General features: G+C 59.7%; 19 protein-coding genes. 9 read left to right on the top strand and 10 right to left on the bottom strand.

Features of this window, described 5'->3' with window-relative positions; translation table 11 throughout:
• Nucleotides 1-63 precede the first annotated feature (63 nt).
• The 5 genes from rimO (at nucleotide 64) to tsaA (ending at nucleotide 4,261) form a co-directional block, all read left to right on the top strand.
• Complete coding sequence (gene rimO, locus Q7F16_RS06740) at nucleotides 64-1,404, top strand: 30S ribosomal protein S12 methylthiotransferase RimO (protein WP_003198379.1); 1,341 nt, start codon at nucleotides 64-66, stop codon at nucleotides 1,402-1,404.
• Nucleotides 1,405-1,561: 157 nt separating this feature from the next.
• Nucleotides 1,562-2,035 carry a GNAT family N-acetyltransferase gene (locus Q7F16_RS06735; protein ID WP_014336846.1) on the top strand — a complete coding sequence of 158 codons (474 nt, stop codon included), beginning with the start codon at nucleotides 1,562-1,564 and terminating at the stop codon, nucleotides 2,033-2,035.
• 83 nt (nucleotides 2,036-2,118) lie between these two features.
• Nucleotides 2,119-2,829 (top strand): rRNA pseudouridine synthase, encoded by a 711-nt coding sequence (locus Q7F16_RS06730; protein ID WP_024617635.1) that lies wholly within the window; start codon nucleotides 2,119-2,121, stop codon nucleotides 2,827-2,829.
• A gap of 57 nt (nucleotides 2,830-2,886) precedes the next feature.
• Nucleotides 2,887-3,348, top strand: coding sequence for a DUF1456 family protein (locus Q7F16_RS06725; RefSeq protein WP_014336844.1), 462 nt, complete (start codon nucleotides 2,887-2,889; stop codon nucleotides 3,346-3,348).
• Nucleotides 3,349-3,562: 214 nt separating this feature from the next.
• Nucleotides 3,563-4,261, top strand: coding sequence for a tRNA (N6-threonylcarbamoyladenosine(37)-N6)-methyltransferase TrmO (gene tsaA / locus Q7F16_RS06720; RefSeq protein ID WP_046064976.1), 699 nt, complete (start codon nucleotides 3,563-3,565; stop codon nucleotides 4,259-4,261).
• A 220-nt stretch (nucleotides 4,262-4,481) separates the two neighbouring features.
• Here tsaA and fpr read toward each other — a convergent pair whose 3' ends face one another.
• Complete coding sequence (gene fpr, locus Q7F16_RS06715) at nucleotides 4,482-5,261, bottom strand: ferredoxin-NADP reductase (protein ID WP_003184787.1); 780 nt, start codon at nucleotides 5,259-5,261, stop codon at nucleotides 4,482-4,484.
• A gap of 121 nt (nucleotides 5,262-5,382) precedes the next feature.
• Here fpr and Q7F16_RS06710 point away from each other — a divergent pair, with 121 nt between their 5' ends.
• Entirely contained in the window at nucleotides 5,383-6,309 is a 927-nt protein-coding gene (locus Q7F16_RS06710; protein ID WP_024617637.1) for a LysR family transcriptional regulator, read from the top strand.
• A 4-nt stretch (nucleotides 6,310-6,313) separates the two neighbouring features.
• On the opposite strand, the gene Q7F16_RS06705 is transcribed toward Q7F16_RS06710, so the two are convergent.
• The 3 genes from Q7F16_RS06705 to Q7F16_RS06695 all read right to left on the bottom strand — a co-directional run bounded on the left by Q7F16_RS06705 (nucleotide 6,314) and on the right by Q7F16_RS06695 (nucleotide 8,361).
• Entirely contained in the window at nucleotides 6,314-6,676 is a 363-nt protein-coding gene (locus Q7F16_RS06705) for a diacylglycerol kinase (RefSeq protein WP_046064977.1), read from the bottom strand.
• Nucleotides 6,677-6,748: 72 nt separating this feature from the next.
• Nucleotides 6,749-7,402 (bottom strand): response regulator transcription factor ErdR, encoded by a 654-nt coding sequence (gene erdR / locus Q7F16_RS06700; RefSeq protein WP_046064978.1) that lies wholly within the window; start codon nucleotides 7,400-7,402, stop codon nucleotides 6,749-6,751.
• A 212-nt stretch (nucleotides 7,403-7,614) separates the two neighbouring features.
• Nucleotides 7,615-8,361 carry a tRNA-uridine aminocarboxypropyltransferase gene (locus Q7F16_RS06695; protein ID WP_079303635.1) on the bottom strand — a complete coding sequence of 249 codons (747 nt, stop codon included), beginning with the start codon at nucleotides 8,359-8,361 and terminating at the stop codon, nucleotides 7,615-7,617.
• Nucleotides 8,362-8,545: 184 nt separating this feature from the next.
• On the opposite strand from Q7F16_RS06695, the gene Q7F16_RS06690 reads away from it, so the two are divergent.
• On the top strand, nucleotides 8,546-8,968 hold the full coding sequence (locus tag Q7F16_RS06690) for a quorum-sensing-regulated virulence factor family protein (protein WP_018607947.1): 423 nt from the start codon (nucleotides 8,546-8,548) through the stop codon (nucleotides 8,966-8,968).
• Here the strand turns inward: Q7F16_RS06690 and Q7F16_RS06685 are convergent, their stop codons facing one another.
• Nucleotides 8,969-9,163 (bottom strand): hypothetical protein, encoded by a 195-nt coding sequence (locus Q7F16_RS06685; RefSeq protein ID WP_014336838.1) that lies wholly within the window; start codon nucleotides 9,161-9,163, stop codon nucleotides 8,969-8,971.
• Nucleotides 9,164-9,617: 454 nt separating this feature from the next.
• Here Q7F16_RS06685 and Q7F16_RS06680 point away from each other — a divergent pair, with 454 nt between their 5' ends.
• Nucleotides 9,618-10,736: a TIGR00730 family Rossman fold protein gene (locus Q7F16_RS06680; protein ID WP_018607948.1), complete on the top strand. Its 1,119-nt coding sequence runs from the start codon at nucleotides 9,618-9,620 to the stop codon at nucleotides 10,734-10,736.
• A 47-nt stretch (nucleotides 10,737-10,783) separates the two neighbouring features.
• On the opposite strand, the gene recX is transcribed toward Q7F16_RS06680, so the two are convergent.
• The 5 genes from recX to Q7F16_RS06655 all read right to left on the bottom strand — a co-directional run bounded on the left by recX (nucleotide 10,784) and on the right by Q7F16_RS06655 (nucleotide 14,025).
• Entirely contained in the window at nucleotides 10,784-11,251 is a 468-nt protein-coding gene (recX, locus tag Q7F16_RS06675) for a recombination regulator RecX (protein ID WP_409555881.1), read from the bottom strand.
• A gap of 8 nt (nucleotides 11,252-11,259) precedes the next feature.
• The gene (recA, locus tag Q7F16_RS06670) at nucleotides 11,260-12,312 is read right to left on the bottom strand and encodes a recombinase RecA (protein ID WP_014336835.1); all 1,053 of its coding nucleotides are present in this window, start codon (nucleotides 12,310-12,312) and stop codon (nucleotides 11,260-11,262) included.
• A gap of 83 nt (nucleotides 12,313-12,395) precedes the next feature.
• Nucleotides 12,396-12,896, bottom strand: a complete 501-nt coding sequence (locus Q7F16_RS06665; RefSeq protein ID WP_409555882.1) for a CinA family protein — start codon at nucleotides 12,894-12,896, stop codon at nucleotides 12,396-12,398.
• A gap of 71 nt (nucleotides 12,897-12,967) precedes the next feature.
• Entirely contained in the window at nucleotides 12,968-13,483 is a 516-nt protein-coding gene (locus Q7F16_RS06660) for a lysis system i-spanin subunit Rz (RefSeq protein WP_409555883.1), read from the bottom strand.
• On the bottom strand, nucleotides 13,480-14,025 hold the full coding sequence (locus tag Q7F16_RS06655; protein ID WP_046064983.1) for a glycoside hydrolase family 19 protein: 546 nt from the start codon (nucleotides 14,023-14,025) through the stop codon (nucleotides 13,480-13,482). The genes Q7F16_RS06660 and Q7F16_RS06655 overlap by 4 nt, the downstream gene beginning before the upstream one ends.
• Before the next feature lie 109 nt (nucleotides 14,026-14,134).
• Between Q7F16_RS06655 and Q7F16_RS06650 the strand changes: the two genes are divergently transcribed.
• Nucleotides 14,135-14,797 carry a hypothetical protein gene (locus Q7F16_RS06650; RefSeq protein WP_046064984.1) on the top strand — a complete coding sequence of 221 codons (663 nt, stop codon included), beginning with the start codon at nucleotides 14,135-14,137 and terminating at the stop codon, nucleotides 14,795-14,797.
• Nucleotides 14,798-14,834 lie beyond the last annotated feature (37 nt).

The raw sequence follows: 14,834 nt of genomic DNA, 5'->3' as shown, positions 1-14,834 counted from the left end.
GATCAGAGGCGCGCCAGGCGCCCTGTCTCGGCAAGAGACGATCCCCCTACACCGAGGTTAGACATGTCCACCACTACCGCGCCCGCCAATCCGAAGGTTGGCTTCGTATCCCTGGGTTGCCCGAAAGCTCTGGTCGACTCCGAGCGCATCCTGACCCAGCTGCGCATGGAAGGCTATGACGTCGTGTCCACGTATCAGGACGCCGATGTGGTCGTGGTCAACACCTGCGGCTTCATCGATTCGGCCAAGGCCGAGTCCCTGGAAGTGATCGGCGAAGCCATCAAGGAAAACGGCAAGGTCATCGTCACCGGCTGCATGGGCGTGGAAGAAGGCAACATCCGCAACGTGCACCCAAGCGTGTTGTCCGTGACCGGTCCGCAGCAGTACGAGCAGGTGGTCAACGCCGTGCATGACGTGGTGCCGCCACGCCAGGACCACAACCCGCTGATCGACCTGGTGCCGCCACAAGGCATCAAGCTGACCCCGCGCCACTACGCCTACCTGAAGATTTCCGAAGGCTGCAACCACAGCTGCAGTTTCTGCATCATCCCGTCGATGCGCGGCAAGCTGGTGAGCCGCCCGGTGGGCGATGTGCTCGACGAGGCCCAGCGTCTGGTCAAGGCCGGCGTCAAGGAGCTGCTGGTGATCTCCCAGGACACCAGCGCCTACGGCGTCGACGTGAAATACCGCACCGGCTTCTGGAATGGCGCGCCGGTGAAAACCCGCATGACCGAGCTGTGCGAAGCCCTCAGCACCCTCGGCGTCTGGGTCCGCCTGCATTACGTCTACCCGTATCCACATGTCGACGAACTGATCCCGCTGATGGCCGCCGGCAAGATCCTGCCGTACCTCGACATCCCGTTCCAGCACGCCAGCCCGAAAGTCCTCAAGGCCATGAAGCGCCCGGCGTTCGAAGACAAGACCCTGGCCCGCATCAAGAACTGGCGCGAAATCTGCCCGGACCTGATCATCCGTTCGACCTTCATCGTCGGCTTCCCCGGTGAGACCGAAGAAGACTTCCAGTACCTGCTGGATTGGCTGACCGAAGCTCAGCTCGACCGCGTCGGCTGCTTCCAGTATTCCCCTGTCGAAGGCGCCCCAGCCAACGACCTGGACCTGGACGTGGTGCCGGACGACGTCAAGCAGGACCGTTGGGAGCGCTTCATGGCGCACCAGCAGGCCATCAGCTCGGCGCGCCTGCAAATGCGCATCGGCCGTGAAATCGAAGTGCTGGTGGACGAAGTGGACGAGCAAGGCGCCGTGGGCCGCTGCTTCTTCGACGCCCCGGAAATCGACGGCAACGTCTTCATCGACAACGGCAGCAACCTCAAGCCGGGTGACAAGGTCTGGTGCAAAGTGACCGACGCCGATGAGTACGATTTGTGGGCTGAGCAGATCGGTTGATTTGTGAGCTGAGCAGATCGGTTGGCCTGTGGGAGCACAGGCTCTTGCGAAACTCGGTAAAAAATTGAAAAGCCCCGCTCTTGCTACAAGATGCGGGGCTTTTTTACGACTATCGTATGGAGAAACCCAGCACATCCAGCACAAGGAACAGGCGGGCATGCGTCAGCATTCGGTCATCCACACACCGAAACCGAGCGACTATCAGGAACTGACCCAGGTTTGGGAGGCCTCGGTGCGTGCCACCCACGACTTCCTGCCGGACAGCTACATCGAGCTGCTGAAAAACCTGGTGCTCACCCGCTACCTGGATGCGGTGATGCTCATTTGCACCCGGGACGCGCGCCAGCGGATCACCGGTTTCGCCGGTGTCGCGGCCGGCAAGGTCGAGATGCTCTTCATCGACCCACAGCACCGTGGCCAAGGCCTGGGCAAGCAGTTGCTGCGCTACGCCATGGAACACCTGAACGCCGATCAACTGGACGTCAACGAACAGAACCCGCAAGCCCTGGGCTTTTACCTCAAGCAAGGTTTCGAAGTGGTCGGGCGTTCGGCAAAGGATGGCATGAACCAGCCCTACCCTCTGCTGCACATGCGCTACAAGCAGCCCGACCTGAAGGCTGGGCGCGGCTAAAAACGGCATGAGGCAAATGGACCCGCGATTAACCGGCGCCAGGCAGGTACAATGCCCACCCTCTTTTTGTTACGGCCCCCGTCATGACTGACCCGATTCGTCTCTCCAAACGCCTCATCGAACTCGTCGGCTGTTCCCGTCGGGAGGCTGAGCTGTTCATCGAGGGCGGCTGGGTCACCGTGGATGGCGAAGTGATTGATGAGCCGCAGTTCAAGGTCACCACCCAGAAAGTCGAACTCGACCCCGAGGCCAAGGCCACCGCGCCGGAGCCGGTGACCCTCCTGCTGAATGCGCCTGCTGGCATGGATGTAGACACCGCGATGGCCTCCCTTGGCCCGCAGACCCTGAGCGAAGAACACCGCTTCGGCAAACGCCCGCTCAAGGGCCATTTCCTGCGCCTGACCGCCAGCGCCGACCTGCAAGCCAACGCCAGCGGGCTGCTGGTGTTCACCCAGGACTGGAAGATCTTGCGCAAGCTCACCGCCGACGCCGCCAAGATCGAGCAGGAATACGTGGTGGAAGTCGAAGGCGAGATGGTCGCCCATGGCCTCAATCGCCTGAACCATGGCTTGACCTACAAGGGCAAGGAGCTGCCGGCGGTCAAAGCCAGCTGGCAGAACGAGAACCGCCTGCGCTTCGCCATGAAAAACCCGCAGCCCGGCGTGATCGCTCTGTTTTGCCAGGCGGTCGGGCTCAAGGTCGTCGCCATTCGCCGCATTCGCATCGGCGGCGTGTCCATCGGCAAGGTGCCGCTGGGCCAATGGCGCTACCTGTCTGCCAAAGAGAAATTCTAATTTTCCGGCGCCGCACCGAACCGGGGCGCCCACTGCCGATTGATCAGGACTGCACACATGATTCACAACGACGTACTGCGCAGCGTGCGCTACATGCTCGACATCAGCGACAAGAAAGTCATCGAGATCATCAAGCTGGGCGGCCTGGACGTCTCCCTGGCCGACCTGACGGGCTACCTCAAGAAAGACGAGGAAGAAGGCTTCGTGTTCTGCCCTGACGAGGTCATGGCGCATTTTCTCGATGGCCTGGTGATCTTCAAGCGTGGCAAGGACGAAAGCCGTCCGCCACAGCCGATCGAAGTGCCGGTGACCAACAACATCATCCTCAAGAAACTGCGAGTGGCCTTCGAACTGAAGGAAGACGACATGCACGCGATCCTCAAGGCCGCCGAGTTCCCGGTGTCCAAACCGGAACTGAGCGCACTGTTCCGCAAATTCGGCCACACCAACTACCGGCCGTGTGGCGACCAGTTGCTGCGCAACTTCCTCAAGGGCCTGACGCTGCGCGTTCGCGGCTGACTTCCCAGGCCTCCTGGGCCTTTGTGGCGAGGGAGCTTGCTCCCGCTGGACGCGCAGCGTCCTCTCGCGGTGTGCCAGACAGAACCAGGGGGGCCGCTTCGCAGCCCAGCGGGAGCAAGCTCCCTCGCCACAAAAGCGCCCTCGCCACAGAGAGCGGTGCCAACCTGGCCCCTCGCGCTATGATGCCCATTCAACCCTGTCTCGATCCCAACCCATGACCTACAGCGTCTCCCCCATCGGCTTCGTCCGCTCCTGCTTCAAGGAGAAGTTCGCCATCCCCCGCCAACCGCAGTTGGCGCCGGCTGCACGTGGTGTGCTGGAGCTGGTGGCGCCGTTCGATCAGGGCGAGGCGGTGCAGGGGTTGGAGCAGGTCAGCCATGTCTGGCTGCTGTTCCTGTTCCACCAGGCCCTGGAAGACAAGCCACGGTTGAAAGTGCGGCCGCCACGCCTGGGCGGCAACAAGTCCATGGGTGTATTCGCCACCCGCGCCACCCACCGCCCCAACGGCATCGGCCAATCGGTGGTGAAGCTGGAACGGGTTGAAGCCGGGCGCCTGTGGATCTCGGGTATCGATTTGCTGGACGGCACGCCGGTGCTCGACATCAAGCCCTACGTGCCCTACGCCGACATCATCGGCTCGGCTTCCAACAGCATCGCCAGCGCAGCGCCTGAATTGATTCCGGTGCAATGGGCGGACACTGCCCTGCTTCAAGCCCGCGAGCACGCCACGCGCCTGGCAGAGCCCTTGGTGGAACTGATTGAACAATGCCTGGCCCAAGACCCACGCCCGGCGTACCAGGTTCCTACCGCCGAGCGGGAATATGGCGCACAGTTCTGGGACCTGGACGTTCGTTGGCATTACCCGCAGGCGGGGTTGATTCGGGTGTTGGAAGTGATTCCGGCGAAACCGTAAACACCAGAAACGAAAAAGCCCGCGCGGCCTTCATCAGGCGGCGCGGGCTTTTTTGTGGGGCATCTGTTGGACCGAGTCGCTGCCATCGCGAGCAAGCTCGCTCCCACAATGGGACATGTGTGACCACAACACTTGTGGTCACTGCAAATCAAATGTGGGAGCGAGCTTGCTCCGGGCGGCGATCTGACGATGGCGATCTATCAATCGCCACAAATACAGCTTACTTCTCTACAAACGCCCGCTCGATCAGGTAATCACCCGGCTCGCGCATACGCGGCGAAACGGTCAGGCCGAAGCTGTTGAGCACTTCGCTGGTCTCGTCGAGCATGCTCGGGCTACCGCACAACATGGCGCGGTCGTCCTGTGGGTTGATCGGTGGCAGGCCGATGTCGCGGAACAGCTTGCCGCTGCGCATCAGGTCGGTCAGGCGGCCTTCGTTCTCGAACGGCTCGCGCGTCACGGTCGGGTAGTAGATCAGCTTGTCACGCAGGGCTTCGCCGAAGAACTCGTTCTGCGGCAAGTGCTCGGTGATGAACTCGCGGTAAGCGACTTCATTGACGTAACGCACGCCGTGGCACAGGATCACTTTTTCAAAACGCTCATAGGTTTCCGGGTCCTGGATGACGCTCATGAACGGCGCCAGGCCAGTGCCGGTGCTGAGCAGGTACAAATGCTTGCCAGGCTTGAGATCGTCCAGCACGAGGGTGCCGGTGGGTTTCTTGCTGATGATGATCTCGTCGCCTTCCTTCAGGTGCTGCAACTGGGAGGTCAGCGGACCATCCGGCACCTTGATGCTGAAGAATTCGAGATGCTCTTCCCAGTTCGGGCTGGCAATCGAGTAAGCGCGCATAAGCGGGCGGCCGTTGGGCTGTTGCAGGCCGATCATCACGAACTGACCGTTCTCGAAGCGCAGGCCCGGATCGCGGGTGCACTTGAAGCTGAACAGAGTGTCGTTCCAGTGATGAACACTGAGGACACGCTCGTGGTTCATGTTGCTCATGTACGGGGACTCCTGGGAATAATGCCTGCGCCGATAATCTGCGCAATTGCATCGCATTCTAATGGCGGCGACAATATCTGTTAAATGGATTATTAAGATAAGGGTTATCGGTTATATCGATATGCGATTTACTCTCCGTCAACTTCAAGTTTTCGTCGCCGTCGCCCAGCAGGAAAGCGTGTCTCGCGCTGCGGGCCAGCTCAATCTGTCGCAATCGGCGGCCAGCACCTCCATCACCGAACTGGAGCGCCAATCGAGCTGCCAGTTATTCGACCGTGCCGGCAAGCGCCTGAGCCTCAATGCCCTGGGCAAGCAGCTGCTGCCCCAGGCAGTGGCGCTGCTGGACCAGGCCAAGGAAATCGAAGACCTGCTCAATGGCAAGTCCGGCTTCGGTTCACTGGCGGTCGGTGCCACGCTGACCATCGGCAATTACCTGGCGACCTTGTTGATCGGCGGTTTCATGCAGCGCCATCCGGAAAGCCAGGTGAAGCTGCATGTGCAGAACACTGCCAATATCGTGCACCAGGTTGCCCACTATGAAATTGATCTGGGTCTAATCGAAGGCGACTGCAGCCATCCGGACATCGAAGTGCAAAGCTGGGTCGAGGACGAACTGGTGGTGTTCTGCGCCCCTCAACACCCGCTGGCCAAGCGCGGCCAGGCGACCATGGAGGAGTTGACCCATGAGGCCTGGATTCTGCGGGAGCAGGGTTCGGGCACGCGACTGACTTTCGACCAGGCCATGCGCCACCACCGCAGCGCATTGAATATCCGCCTGGAGCTGGAACACACCGAAGCGATCAAGCGCGCCGTGGAGTCCGGCCTGGGCATTGGCTGCATCTCTCGCCTGGCCCTGCGCGACGCCTTCCGCCGCGGTAGCCTCGTCGCGGTGGAAACCCCGGACATGGACCTGGCGCGGCAGTTTTATTTCATCTGGCACAAACAGAAGTACCAGACCTCGGCCATGCGTGAATTCCTCGAACTGTGCCGGGCCTTCACCGCCGGGGCCCAGCGCAGCGACGAAATCGTGCTGCCGGCCATCGCCTGAGCCGTTACAACAGCACCAAGCCCCACACCAAGGCGATCATCGTCAGGGCGACGAACTGGGCAGCGCTGCCCATGTCCTTGGCGTTTTTCGACAATGGGTGCAGCTCCAGGGAGATGCGGTCGATGGCCGCCTCCACCGCCGAGTTGAGCAATTCCACGATCAATGCCAGCAGACACACGGCAATCAGCAGTGCCTGCTCGACACGGCTGACGTTCAGGAAGAAGGACAATGGAATCAGCACAACGTTGACCAGCACCAACTGACGGAAAGCTGCTTCGCCGACAAAAGCCGCACGCAGCCCGTCCAAGGAATAGCCGGAGGCGTTGAGGATGCGTTTCAGGCCGGTCTGGCCTTTAAAAGGTGACATAAAGTGGGCAACTGATCGAAAAGGAGTGGAGAAGCTAATTCAAACCCGGTCAAAAAAGCGTGAACCGGAACACTAAGCCTGCGGTGAAATTGACTCAAGTTGTTGCAGCAGCAAGGCTGCCTGGGTCCGGGTGCGCACGTTCAGCTTACGAAAGATTGCCGTGACGTGAGCCTTGATGGTGGCCTCCGACACACTCAACTCATAGGCAATCTGCTTGTTCAGCAGGCCTTCGCAGACCATGGTCAATACCCGGAACTGCTGTGGCGTGAGGCTGGCCAGCCCTTCGCTGGCGGCCTTGGCTTCCTCGGACACGCTCACCGCTTCGAACGCCTGGGGCGGCCAGCACACATCGCCGTCCAGGACCGCCTTCACGGCCTTCTGAATCATCTCAAGGGAACTGGACTTGGGTATGAAGCCGCTGGCGCCGAACTCCCGGGCCTTGACCATCACCGAGGCTTCTTCCTGGGCCGAGACCATGACCACGGGGATCTGCGGGTATTGCCCCCGCAACAGCACCAGCCCTGAGAAACCATAGGCACCGGGCATGTTCAGGTCCAGCAGCACCAAGTCCCAATCGGCCTTTGCCGTCAACTGGACCTCCAGTTCCGCGATACTGGCCACCTCCGTCAACCGGACAGCCGGGCCGAGGCCCAGGGTCACTGCCTGATGCAACGCGCTGCGAAAGAGCGGATGGTCATCGGCAATCAGGATTTCGTATGTGGCCATTTTTCAAATGATCCTGTTTTTAATGGCAGGCCCGATGATTCGCGCCTCGCCAAGCAACTCAAGACACCGCCATGTCTGCGGCATCCACAGGGACACATTCAACGCCAAACACGGCGTTTCAAACATTGGTGGCGCCCTGGTCGGCGCCAAGCATGCCCAGCGAAGCCGGGGTGGTCAAGCAGCACGACCGCCGCAGTGTCCAGTATGGGCCACTATTGGGCCAATACTGCTCGCGGCGTACGAATAAAGGCTTGCAACTCGGCGTGGGCCGGGGTCGAGATGTTCACCTCCTGCTGGCCCTTGGCGCCCAGGTAATGCTGGCTGAACACATCGAAATAGGCGTCCAGGGCCGACGCGGCGTCGCTGTCCCCCGCCAACTCCAGACACAACGCCGCCACTTCGGCGGTGCACAGGTGCTCGCTGCGGGTCGAACGGCGCAGGCGGTAACGCGACAGCCTGTCGGGCAGCAGGCTCAGGATCGGCAGTCGGTCGAAATACGGGCTTTTACGGAAAATTTTCCGCGCCTCGGTCCAGGTCGCATCCAGCAGAATGAACAGCGGACGCCTGGACTGATCGAGGTCAACCGTGTGGGTGACCCGCGATGGCTCGACGTACTCGCCCGGAAACACCAGGTACGGCTGCCATTGCGGATCGTTCAGCAGCGCCAGCAGTTGTTCATCGACCTCGGTGCGCGACCAGATGAACGCGTGGTTGTCACGCACCACATCGGCAATCAGCCAACCGGTGTTGCTCGGCTTGAACACTTCCTTGCTGGTCATGATCAGGCAGACCCCGGAGCGGGTCTCGACGCTAGGACGCCAGGCGCACAGGCAATGGCTTTCGATCACGCGGCAGGCGCTGCAACGGGGCGCGCGCCAACCACGGGCCTGAATCGGTCTGATCCCCTCATCCATGCGCTGGTCACGCAGGCGGGCTACGGCGTTAGGGGCGTGATTCATCGTGGGCAACGCCGACAGACAGGAAAACTCGACACGAACAACACTCGGCAGGGCAATAAAGGCCGGCAGTCTACCAGAGCGCACGCGTCTGTACCGTCCACCCGGGCTCCCCTATAATTCCCGGCCACTGAACGCACAGTCATGTGATCGGTCGAACCACCAGTCACTGAACCAGGAGAGTTTCATGCTGCGCCTTATCGTCCCTACCGTTGCCGTTCTGCTGGCGACGTCCTTCAGCGCTCAGGCTGCTTCGCTGAAAGAACTCGAACTGAACAAGATGCTGCAGAACGTTGCCAAGGAAAGTAGCGTCGGTACGCCGCGGGCGATCAGCGAAGATATTCTCGACCAGGGCTATACCGTCGAAGGCACCGAGCTGATCAACCATCTCAGCGTGCAAAGCAGCCATGCCCAGAAAATGCGCGCAGACCCCAAGGCCGTGTATTTCCAGTTGGGCTCCACGGTGTGCACCAATCCGGGCTTCCGCAAGTTGATGGCCAAGGGTGCAACGATGCGCTATGAGTTCACCGAGGTTAAAACCAACCGCCCGGTCGCGACCGAGCGCTTCCAGGAATCGGATTGCCCGAAACCCGCCAAGACGAAGAAGTAATCAACCCGAGCTTGCGCGCCGCTGCTCATCGTCGGCGCGCAACTCTGCCACCAGCGCCTGCAAGTAACGCGAGCGCCACGCTCGCCCTCCCAGCCGACGACAGCATTCTTCCTCAAGGCTCACCCGATTGGCCTGTGCCGATTCCCGCAGCATCAGGTACAACTGCCTGTCGAGCTCCAGAGTCACCCTGGTCATTTCTCCCGCCTCCATGCCCGATCCGCTTCAATCCATCACGTGGCACCCAGCCCTGGGCGTCAAATTGCATTGGCACGCTTGTTATCAGTAAATCAGAGCGGCACGCACCCGGCCGGCAATCTGACGAGCGGCGCGATATTTCAGCGCCTGTATCAGCGGTTGCCAACGGTTACTTTTGAGCGCCATGATCAAGGCTGCGAAGATCAGCTAGATTCAGAAGTATCTCTTTTTCATTGGGCAGAAAGAGGCTGCCCTGCCAGCACCTTGCCGTGTGATTGTTTTTCATCCAAGGGAAAAACGGAACCTGTTGGATGGCTTGATCGCTTTGCTGCAGACCGCGTCGAGCCAGGTCGAACGTCCAGGCACGGGCCTGGGCCGACAACGACACACGGAGTGTCGTAGCCCTGACGAATCTCTCGTTCGGGCCAGGGTTCTGTTAATAAGGAGAAGTTGAATGCCTTACAAACCGAATGACCTGCTCAGTCGTCATTTTGAGAACCATGGCCACGACCTCACCCGCAAGGTCGAAGAGCAACTCAACCTGGTGTCCCCCAACAGCCCCAACCTCCCCATTTACCGCGACATGATCCTGACTGTGCTGCGCATGGCCCAGGAAGATCACAACCGCTGGAATGCCAAGATCACGCTACAAGCCCTGAGGGAACTGGAGCACGCCTTCCGTACACTCGAACAGTTCAAGGGCCGCCGCAAGGTCACAGTCTTCGGCTCGGCCCGAACGCCCATCGAACATCCGCTGTATGGCCTGGCCCGAGAGCTGGGGGCTGCCCTGGCCCGTTCGGACATGATGGTCATCACCGGTGCCGGCGGTGGCATCATGGCCGCTGCCCATGAAGGCGCAGGACGCGACCACAGCCTGGGATTCAATATCACCCTGCCTTTCGAGCAACACGCAAACCCGACCGTGGAAGGCACACCGAACCTGCTGCCATTCCACTTCTTCTTCACCCGCAAACTGTTTTTCGTCAAAGAGGCCGACGCATTGGTGCTCTGCCCCGGCGGTTTCGGCACGTTAGATGAGGCGTTGGAGGTCTTGACGCTGGTGCAGACAGGCAAGAGCCCGCTGGTACCGGTGGTCCTGCTGGATGTTCCAGGAGGCAAGTTCTGGCAAGGAGCCCTGCACTTTATTCGTGAGCAATTGGAGGAGAACCGCTACATCCTGCCCACTGACATGAAGCTCATGCGTTTGGTGTACAACGCCGAAGAAGCCGTGGAAGAGATCAATCAGTTCTACCGCAACTTCCACTCCAGTCGCTGGCTCAAGCATCAGTTCGTGATCCGCATGAATCACAAGCTAAGCGAACAGGCACTGCAGCAAATGCAGAAAGATTTTGCCGACCTGTGCCTGAACGACTGCTTTCATCAGCATGACTACAGCGGCGAGGAGCACGATGAGGCCCGTTTCAGTCATCTGACTCGACTGGCGTTTGCCTTCAACGCCCGCGACCACGGCCGCTTGAGGGAGCTGGTGGACTACATCAACTTGTCGGAAAACTGGGCCCAGCCCGCCCAAAAGCCCCATCCCCTCACATGGGACCCGATCAAAGTAACCTGAGCCCATAAAAAAACGGCCCGCTATCGAAATAGCGGGCCGTTTTTTGTTTAGTCATCCATACCGCGACCGCTGAACAAGCGGTTGATCATTTCCATGGAATAGCCTCGATACGCCAGGAAACGCCCTTGTTTGGCTCGTTCCCGTACATCGATGGGCAAATGTCCTGAGAACTTGCGACGCCAGGTGTCCGTCAGTTGCTCCTGCCAATCGATACCGCTTTCGCGCAAGGCGAGCTCGATATCCGGGCGTTGTAAACCGCGCTGGCCCAGCTCCTCACGAATGCGCAAAGGACCATAACCGGAGCGGGCGCGATAAGAGACAAAGCTTTCCAGGTAACGGGATTCCGACAGCAAGCCCTCTTCGGTCAAACGGTCGAGGGCCGTGTCGATCAACTCATCGGGAGCGCCGCGCTGACGCAGTTTACGCGTCAGCTCGACTCGACCGTGCTCGCGTCTGGCGAGCAGGTCCATCGCGGTTCGCCGCACCGCGACGAGGGTATCGAGTACGACGGTCATCGGATCGATCAGATGTCAGCGTCAGCCAGATCGTCAACGGGCTCGCGGTTGGCCACGGATTTGACGTCTGCAACCGGGCTCAGCAGCTTGTCACGCAGTTGCTTCTCGAGAGCGGCTGCAACTTCCGGGTTGTCCGCCAGGAACTTGGCCGAGTTGGCCTTGCCCTGACCGATCTTGGTGCCGTTGTAGGCATACCAGGCGCCCGACTTCTCGACGAAACCATGCAATACACCCAGATCGATCATCTCGCCATTGAGGTAGATGCCCTTGCCGTAAAGAATCTGGAACTCGGCCTGACGGAACGGCGAAGCCACCTTGTTCTTCACGACCTTGACGCGGGTTTCGCTGCCGACAACCTCATCACCTTCTTTCACCGCGCCAGTACGGCGGATGTCCAGGCGAACCGAGGCGTAGAACTTCAACGCGTTACCGCCGGTGGTGGTTTCCGGGCTGCCGAACATCACGCCGATCTTCATGCGGATCTGGTTGATGAAGATCACCAGGCAGTTGGCATTCTTGATGTTACCGGTGATCTTGCGCAGGGCCTGGGACATCAGGCGAGCCTGGAGGCCCACGTGCATGTCGCCCATTTCACCTTCGATTTCAGCCTTTGGCACCAGTGCTGCCACGGAGTCGACGATGATCACGTCAACCGCGTTGGAACGCACCAGCATGTCGGTGATTTCCAGGGCCTGCTCGCCGGTGTCCGGCTGGGAAACCAGCAGGTCGTCGACGTTGACACCCAGTTTGCCGGCGTATTCCGGGTCCAGGGCGTGTTCGGCGTCGACGAAGGCGCAGGTCGCGCCGGCTTTTTGGGCCTGGGCGATCACGGACAAGGTCAGTGTAGTTTTACCGGAGGATTCAGGACCGTAGATTTCAACGATTCGGCCTTTTGGCAGGCCGCCGATGCCAAGTGCAATGTCCAGGCCCAGGGAGCCGGTGGAGATGGAAGGAATAGCCTGACGGTCCTGATCGCCCATACGCATTACGGCACCCTTGCCGAATTGACGTTCGATCTGACCCAAGGCCGCAGCCAAGGCTTTCTTCTTGTTGTCGTCCATTAAAGTCCTCACGTAATCAATAAGGCCTGACGGCCAACACCTGTATAAGTAGCCAGTATTATTCCACAGCGATTGAGGATCGCCTACCCCTGATTTGAGATTTCTACAGCGGCATGTTGCAGCAGCCCGTCTAGCGCGGCCTTCACCGTTTGTCGGCGGACCTCGTCGCGGTTGCCTGCAAAGAATCGCTGCTCGCTGATCACCGCCTCGCCAACACCCCAGGCCAGCCACACGGTGCCCACCGGTTTATTCGGAGAACCCCCGTCCGGCCCCGCTACACCGCTGACCGCGACGGCAAAACGCGCCAGGCTTTTTTGCTGGGCTCCTCGCACCATGGCCTCGACCACCTCGCGGCTGACCGCCCCCACCTTCTCGAACAACTCGGCCGGCACATCCAGCTGCTGGGTCTTCTGGCGATTGGAATAGGTGACGAAACCGGCCTCGAACCAGGCCGAACTCCCGGGAATTCGGGTAATCGCCTCGGCAATCCCGCCGCCCGTGCAGGACTCGGCCGTGGTGACATGGGCATTGAGCAGCTGCAGGCGCCTGCCCAGCTCAGCGGCCAGTTCGGTGACGTCGTCCATGGTGCTCTCCTGATTCCACACAATTGAGGCCTACCGTACACGAGCATTCGAAGCTTGCAAGGCTCGAGGGATTACCGACCCAGCGCTCTGATATAGGCCTGACAGGCCTGCAAGGCAATCAGTCCGCGATCACCGGCGTCGGTGATGGCGATAATTCGTTGAGCATGCGCCGGGTCAAGTCGGGCTCTCGCGCCTCCATGATCCACGCCGCCGGCGCGGGGGGTGGCAGGCACTGCACAACCGGCGGCAACATCGTCGGCGTCGAGGAGGACTGACAGCCGGACATCGGCAGTAGCAAGGCGATCGCGCAAGCGATCCTGGTCACGTTGGGCATCGTTCAAGGCTCGGTAATGGGTTTGTTCGCTGGCAGAGAGTTGCTGCTCCAGGGCCAGGCGTTTGTCTGTTTCGTACTGCTGCGCAGTAGCGGCCGACAAGGTCAACTGACGCAGGGTTTCGGCCTGAAGCCTGACCTGCTCTGCCAATGCCTTGCCATAACGCCAATCCTGGATTTTCCACGTCACACCGGTCGCCAACAGCAGAAGCGCCAGCATAAACACCGGGACGAACCTCATGATGACGGGGTTCATCCCAGCACCTTCAACGCCTGCGTATAAAAGGCCCAACGCTCCGTCGCGCCGTTCTGGCCGCCGTTGATCCGCTGCGTGATCTTGTCGAAAAGTCCTGCGTCAGCCAGGGTATTGAGCCCATGGACCGCCCAGAACCAGGCCGCCGAATGAGCGGCCCACTGGGGCTGCTCCAGCAACCCCGGTTCATTGACCAGGTCCAGGCCCAAGGCTTCGCCGCACGCTTGATAGTTAGCCCGGCCGGTAATCTGAATCAAACCCCGGCCTCGGTATTTCTGGCCATCGCCGTCCACTTGCGGCGTGTTACCCAGGCGCAGGGCCAATGGACCGGTGTCGTATTTCGACAGATAGGCATTGTTGCCCAACTCGCGCACGTAGCGCAGTTGACCGGACTCATGACCCACCTGGGCAATGAACGCGGCAACACGCTTCGAGCCGATGACCTGATAATGACCCATGGCTACGTTCAGCACAGGTGCAAAAACGCCGGCATTGGCGCCGGCGTTCGGGAGGATCTGCAGCAGTTGTGCCTGCGTGATTGGCATGGCGTTCTCCTTGACGCAGTTGAAGGACATCTTGAAAAATGACAAATCGGCATAGACAACGCAGGAAGCACCGCTATATTCAGCCGCTCACCCCCATCGGAACGATTTGATGAAAACGAAGGATCTCAGCAAACTTGCGGTTGATGGAGTCCTTTGCATCAGCCTCAGGGAGCGACAGGACCGCAGGGATTTGCTGATCAAATCCATGAAGAACTCAGGATTGGACATAGAGTTCGTGCTGGTAGATGCAGACAGGGAGAACCCGGTCAGAGGCTGTTTCGAATCGCACGTGAAATGCGCAAATCTCGCACTGCAGCGCAACTACACAAGGGTTTTGATTCTTGAGGACGACGCGCTTCAGTACGCCTTCGCTCCGAGTGCAGTCAATCACATCAACAAATTCATCACATCGAAAGACTTCGCCATTCTCTATATGGGTTACACCATGGGGAAAATATGGCTCACCTGGCACCGCTTCATCGCTCGAGGGCGGGTTACCGCACTACATGCGTACATACTTAGCCGACGGGGTTGTGAAGAGGTTTCAAAACTCGAATTTAAATCGGAGCCTGTTGATAGAGCCGTAAGGCAACAGATCAAGCAACACTGCGTGTTCCCCATGATGTTCGGGCAACAACCTGCACATCTGACGTCCAGCGACATAGAAAACGTTGCTTGTAATGACGATGCGTTTTGGAGCAGAAATTGGAACAGGCACATTAGATCGGCCGCGAAAAATTTATATCTGACTGTTTTTCGCAGAAATTTTTAGACCGTCTGGCATCTGATCCACAAGACTCATCATTCGT

Origin of the sequence: Pseudomonas sp. Lb2C2, from assembly GCF_052112205.1 — a bacterium.
Taxonomy (GTDB): Bacteria; Pseudomonadota; Gammaproteobacteria; order Pseudomonadales; family Pseudomonadaceae; genus Aquipseudomonas; species Aquipseudomonas kilonensis.
Note: the sequence above shows the minus strand (reverse complement) of the source record. Positions and strands in the feature narration are given on the sequence as shown.

Excerpts from the sequence above, each read along its gene's own strand:
- Q7F16_RS06725 (WP_014336844.1), top strand. The coding sequence starts at position 2,887 with ATGATTCACAACGACGTACTGCGCAGCGTGCGCTACATGCTCGACATC.
- recX (WP_409555881.1), bottom strand. The coding sequence starts at position 11,251 with ATGACCGTCGTACTCGATACCCTCGTCGCGGTGCGGCGAACCGCGATG.
- Q7F16_RS06650 (WP_046064984.1), top strand. The coding sequence starts at position 14,135 with ATGAAAACGAAGGATCTCAGCAAACTTGCGGTTGATGGAGTCCTTTGC.
- erdR (WP_046064978.1), bottom strand. The coding sequence starts at position 7,402 with ATGGCCACATACGAAATCCTGATTGCCGATGACCATCCGCTCTTTCGC.
- tsaA (WP_046064976.1), top strand. The coding sequence starts at position 3,563 with ATGACCTACAGCGTCTCCCCCATCGGCTTCGTCCGCTCCTGCTTCAAG.
- Q7F16_RS06735 (WP_014336846.1), top strand. The coding sequence starts at position 1,562 with ATGCGTCAGCATTCGGTCATCCACACACCGAAACCGAGCGACTATCAG.
- Q7F16_RS06680 (WP_018607948.1), top strand. The coding sequence starts at position 9,618 with ATGCCTTACAAACCGAATGACCTGCTCAGTCGTCATTTTGAGAACCAT.
- fpr (WP_003184787.1), bottom strand. The coding sequence starts at position 5,261 with ATGAGCAACATGAACCACGAGCGTGTCCTCAGTGTTCATCACTGGAAC.
- Q7F16_RS06690 (WP_018607947.1), top strand. The coding sequence starts at position 8,546 with ATGCTGCGCCTTATCGTCCCTACCGTTGCCGTTCTGCTGGCGACGTCC.
- Q7F16_RS06705 (WP_046064977.1), bottom strand. The coding sequence starts at position 6,676 with ATGTCACCTTTTAAAGGCCAGACCGGCCTGAAACGCATCCTCAACGCC.
- Q7F16_RS06710 (WP_024617637.1), top strand. The coding sequence starts at position 5,383 with ATGCGATTTACTCTCCGTCAACTTCAAGTTTTCGTCGCCGTCGCCCAG.
- Q7F16_RS06695 (WP_079303635.1), bottom strand. The coding sequence starts at position 8,361 with ATGAATCACGCCCCTAACGCCGTAGCCCGCCTGCGTGACCAGCGCATG.
- recA (WP_014336835.1), bottom strand. The coding sequence starts at position 12,312 with ATGGACGACAACAAGAAGAAAGCCTTGGCTGCGGCCTTGGGTCAGATC.
- Q7F16_RS06665 (WP_409555882.1), bottom strand. The coding sequence starts at position 12,896 with ATGGACGACGTCACCGAACTGGCCGCTGAGCTGGGCAGGCGCCTGCAG.
- Q7F16_RS06660 (WP_409555883.1), bottom strand. The coding sequence starts at position 13,483 with ATGAACCCCGTCATCATGAGGTTCGTCCCGGTGTTTATGCTGGCGCTT.
- rimO (WP_003198379.1), top strand. The coding sequence starts at position 64 with ATGTCCACCACTACCGCGCCCGCCAATCCGAAGGTTGGCTTCGTATCC.
- Q7F16_RS06685 (WP_014336838.1), bottom strand. The coding sequence starts at position 9,163 with ATGACCAGGGTGACTCTGGAGCTCGACAGGCAGTTGTACCTGATGCTG.
- Q7F16_RS06655 (WP_046064983.1), bottom strand. The coding sequence starts at position 14,025 with ATGCCAATCACGCAGGCACAACTGCTGCAGATCCTCCCGAACGCCGGC.
- Q7F16_RS06730 (WP_024617635.1), top strand. The coding sequence starts at position 2,119 with ATGACTGACCCGATTCGTCTCTCCAAACGCCTCATCGAACTCGTCGGC.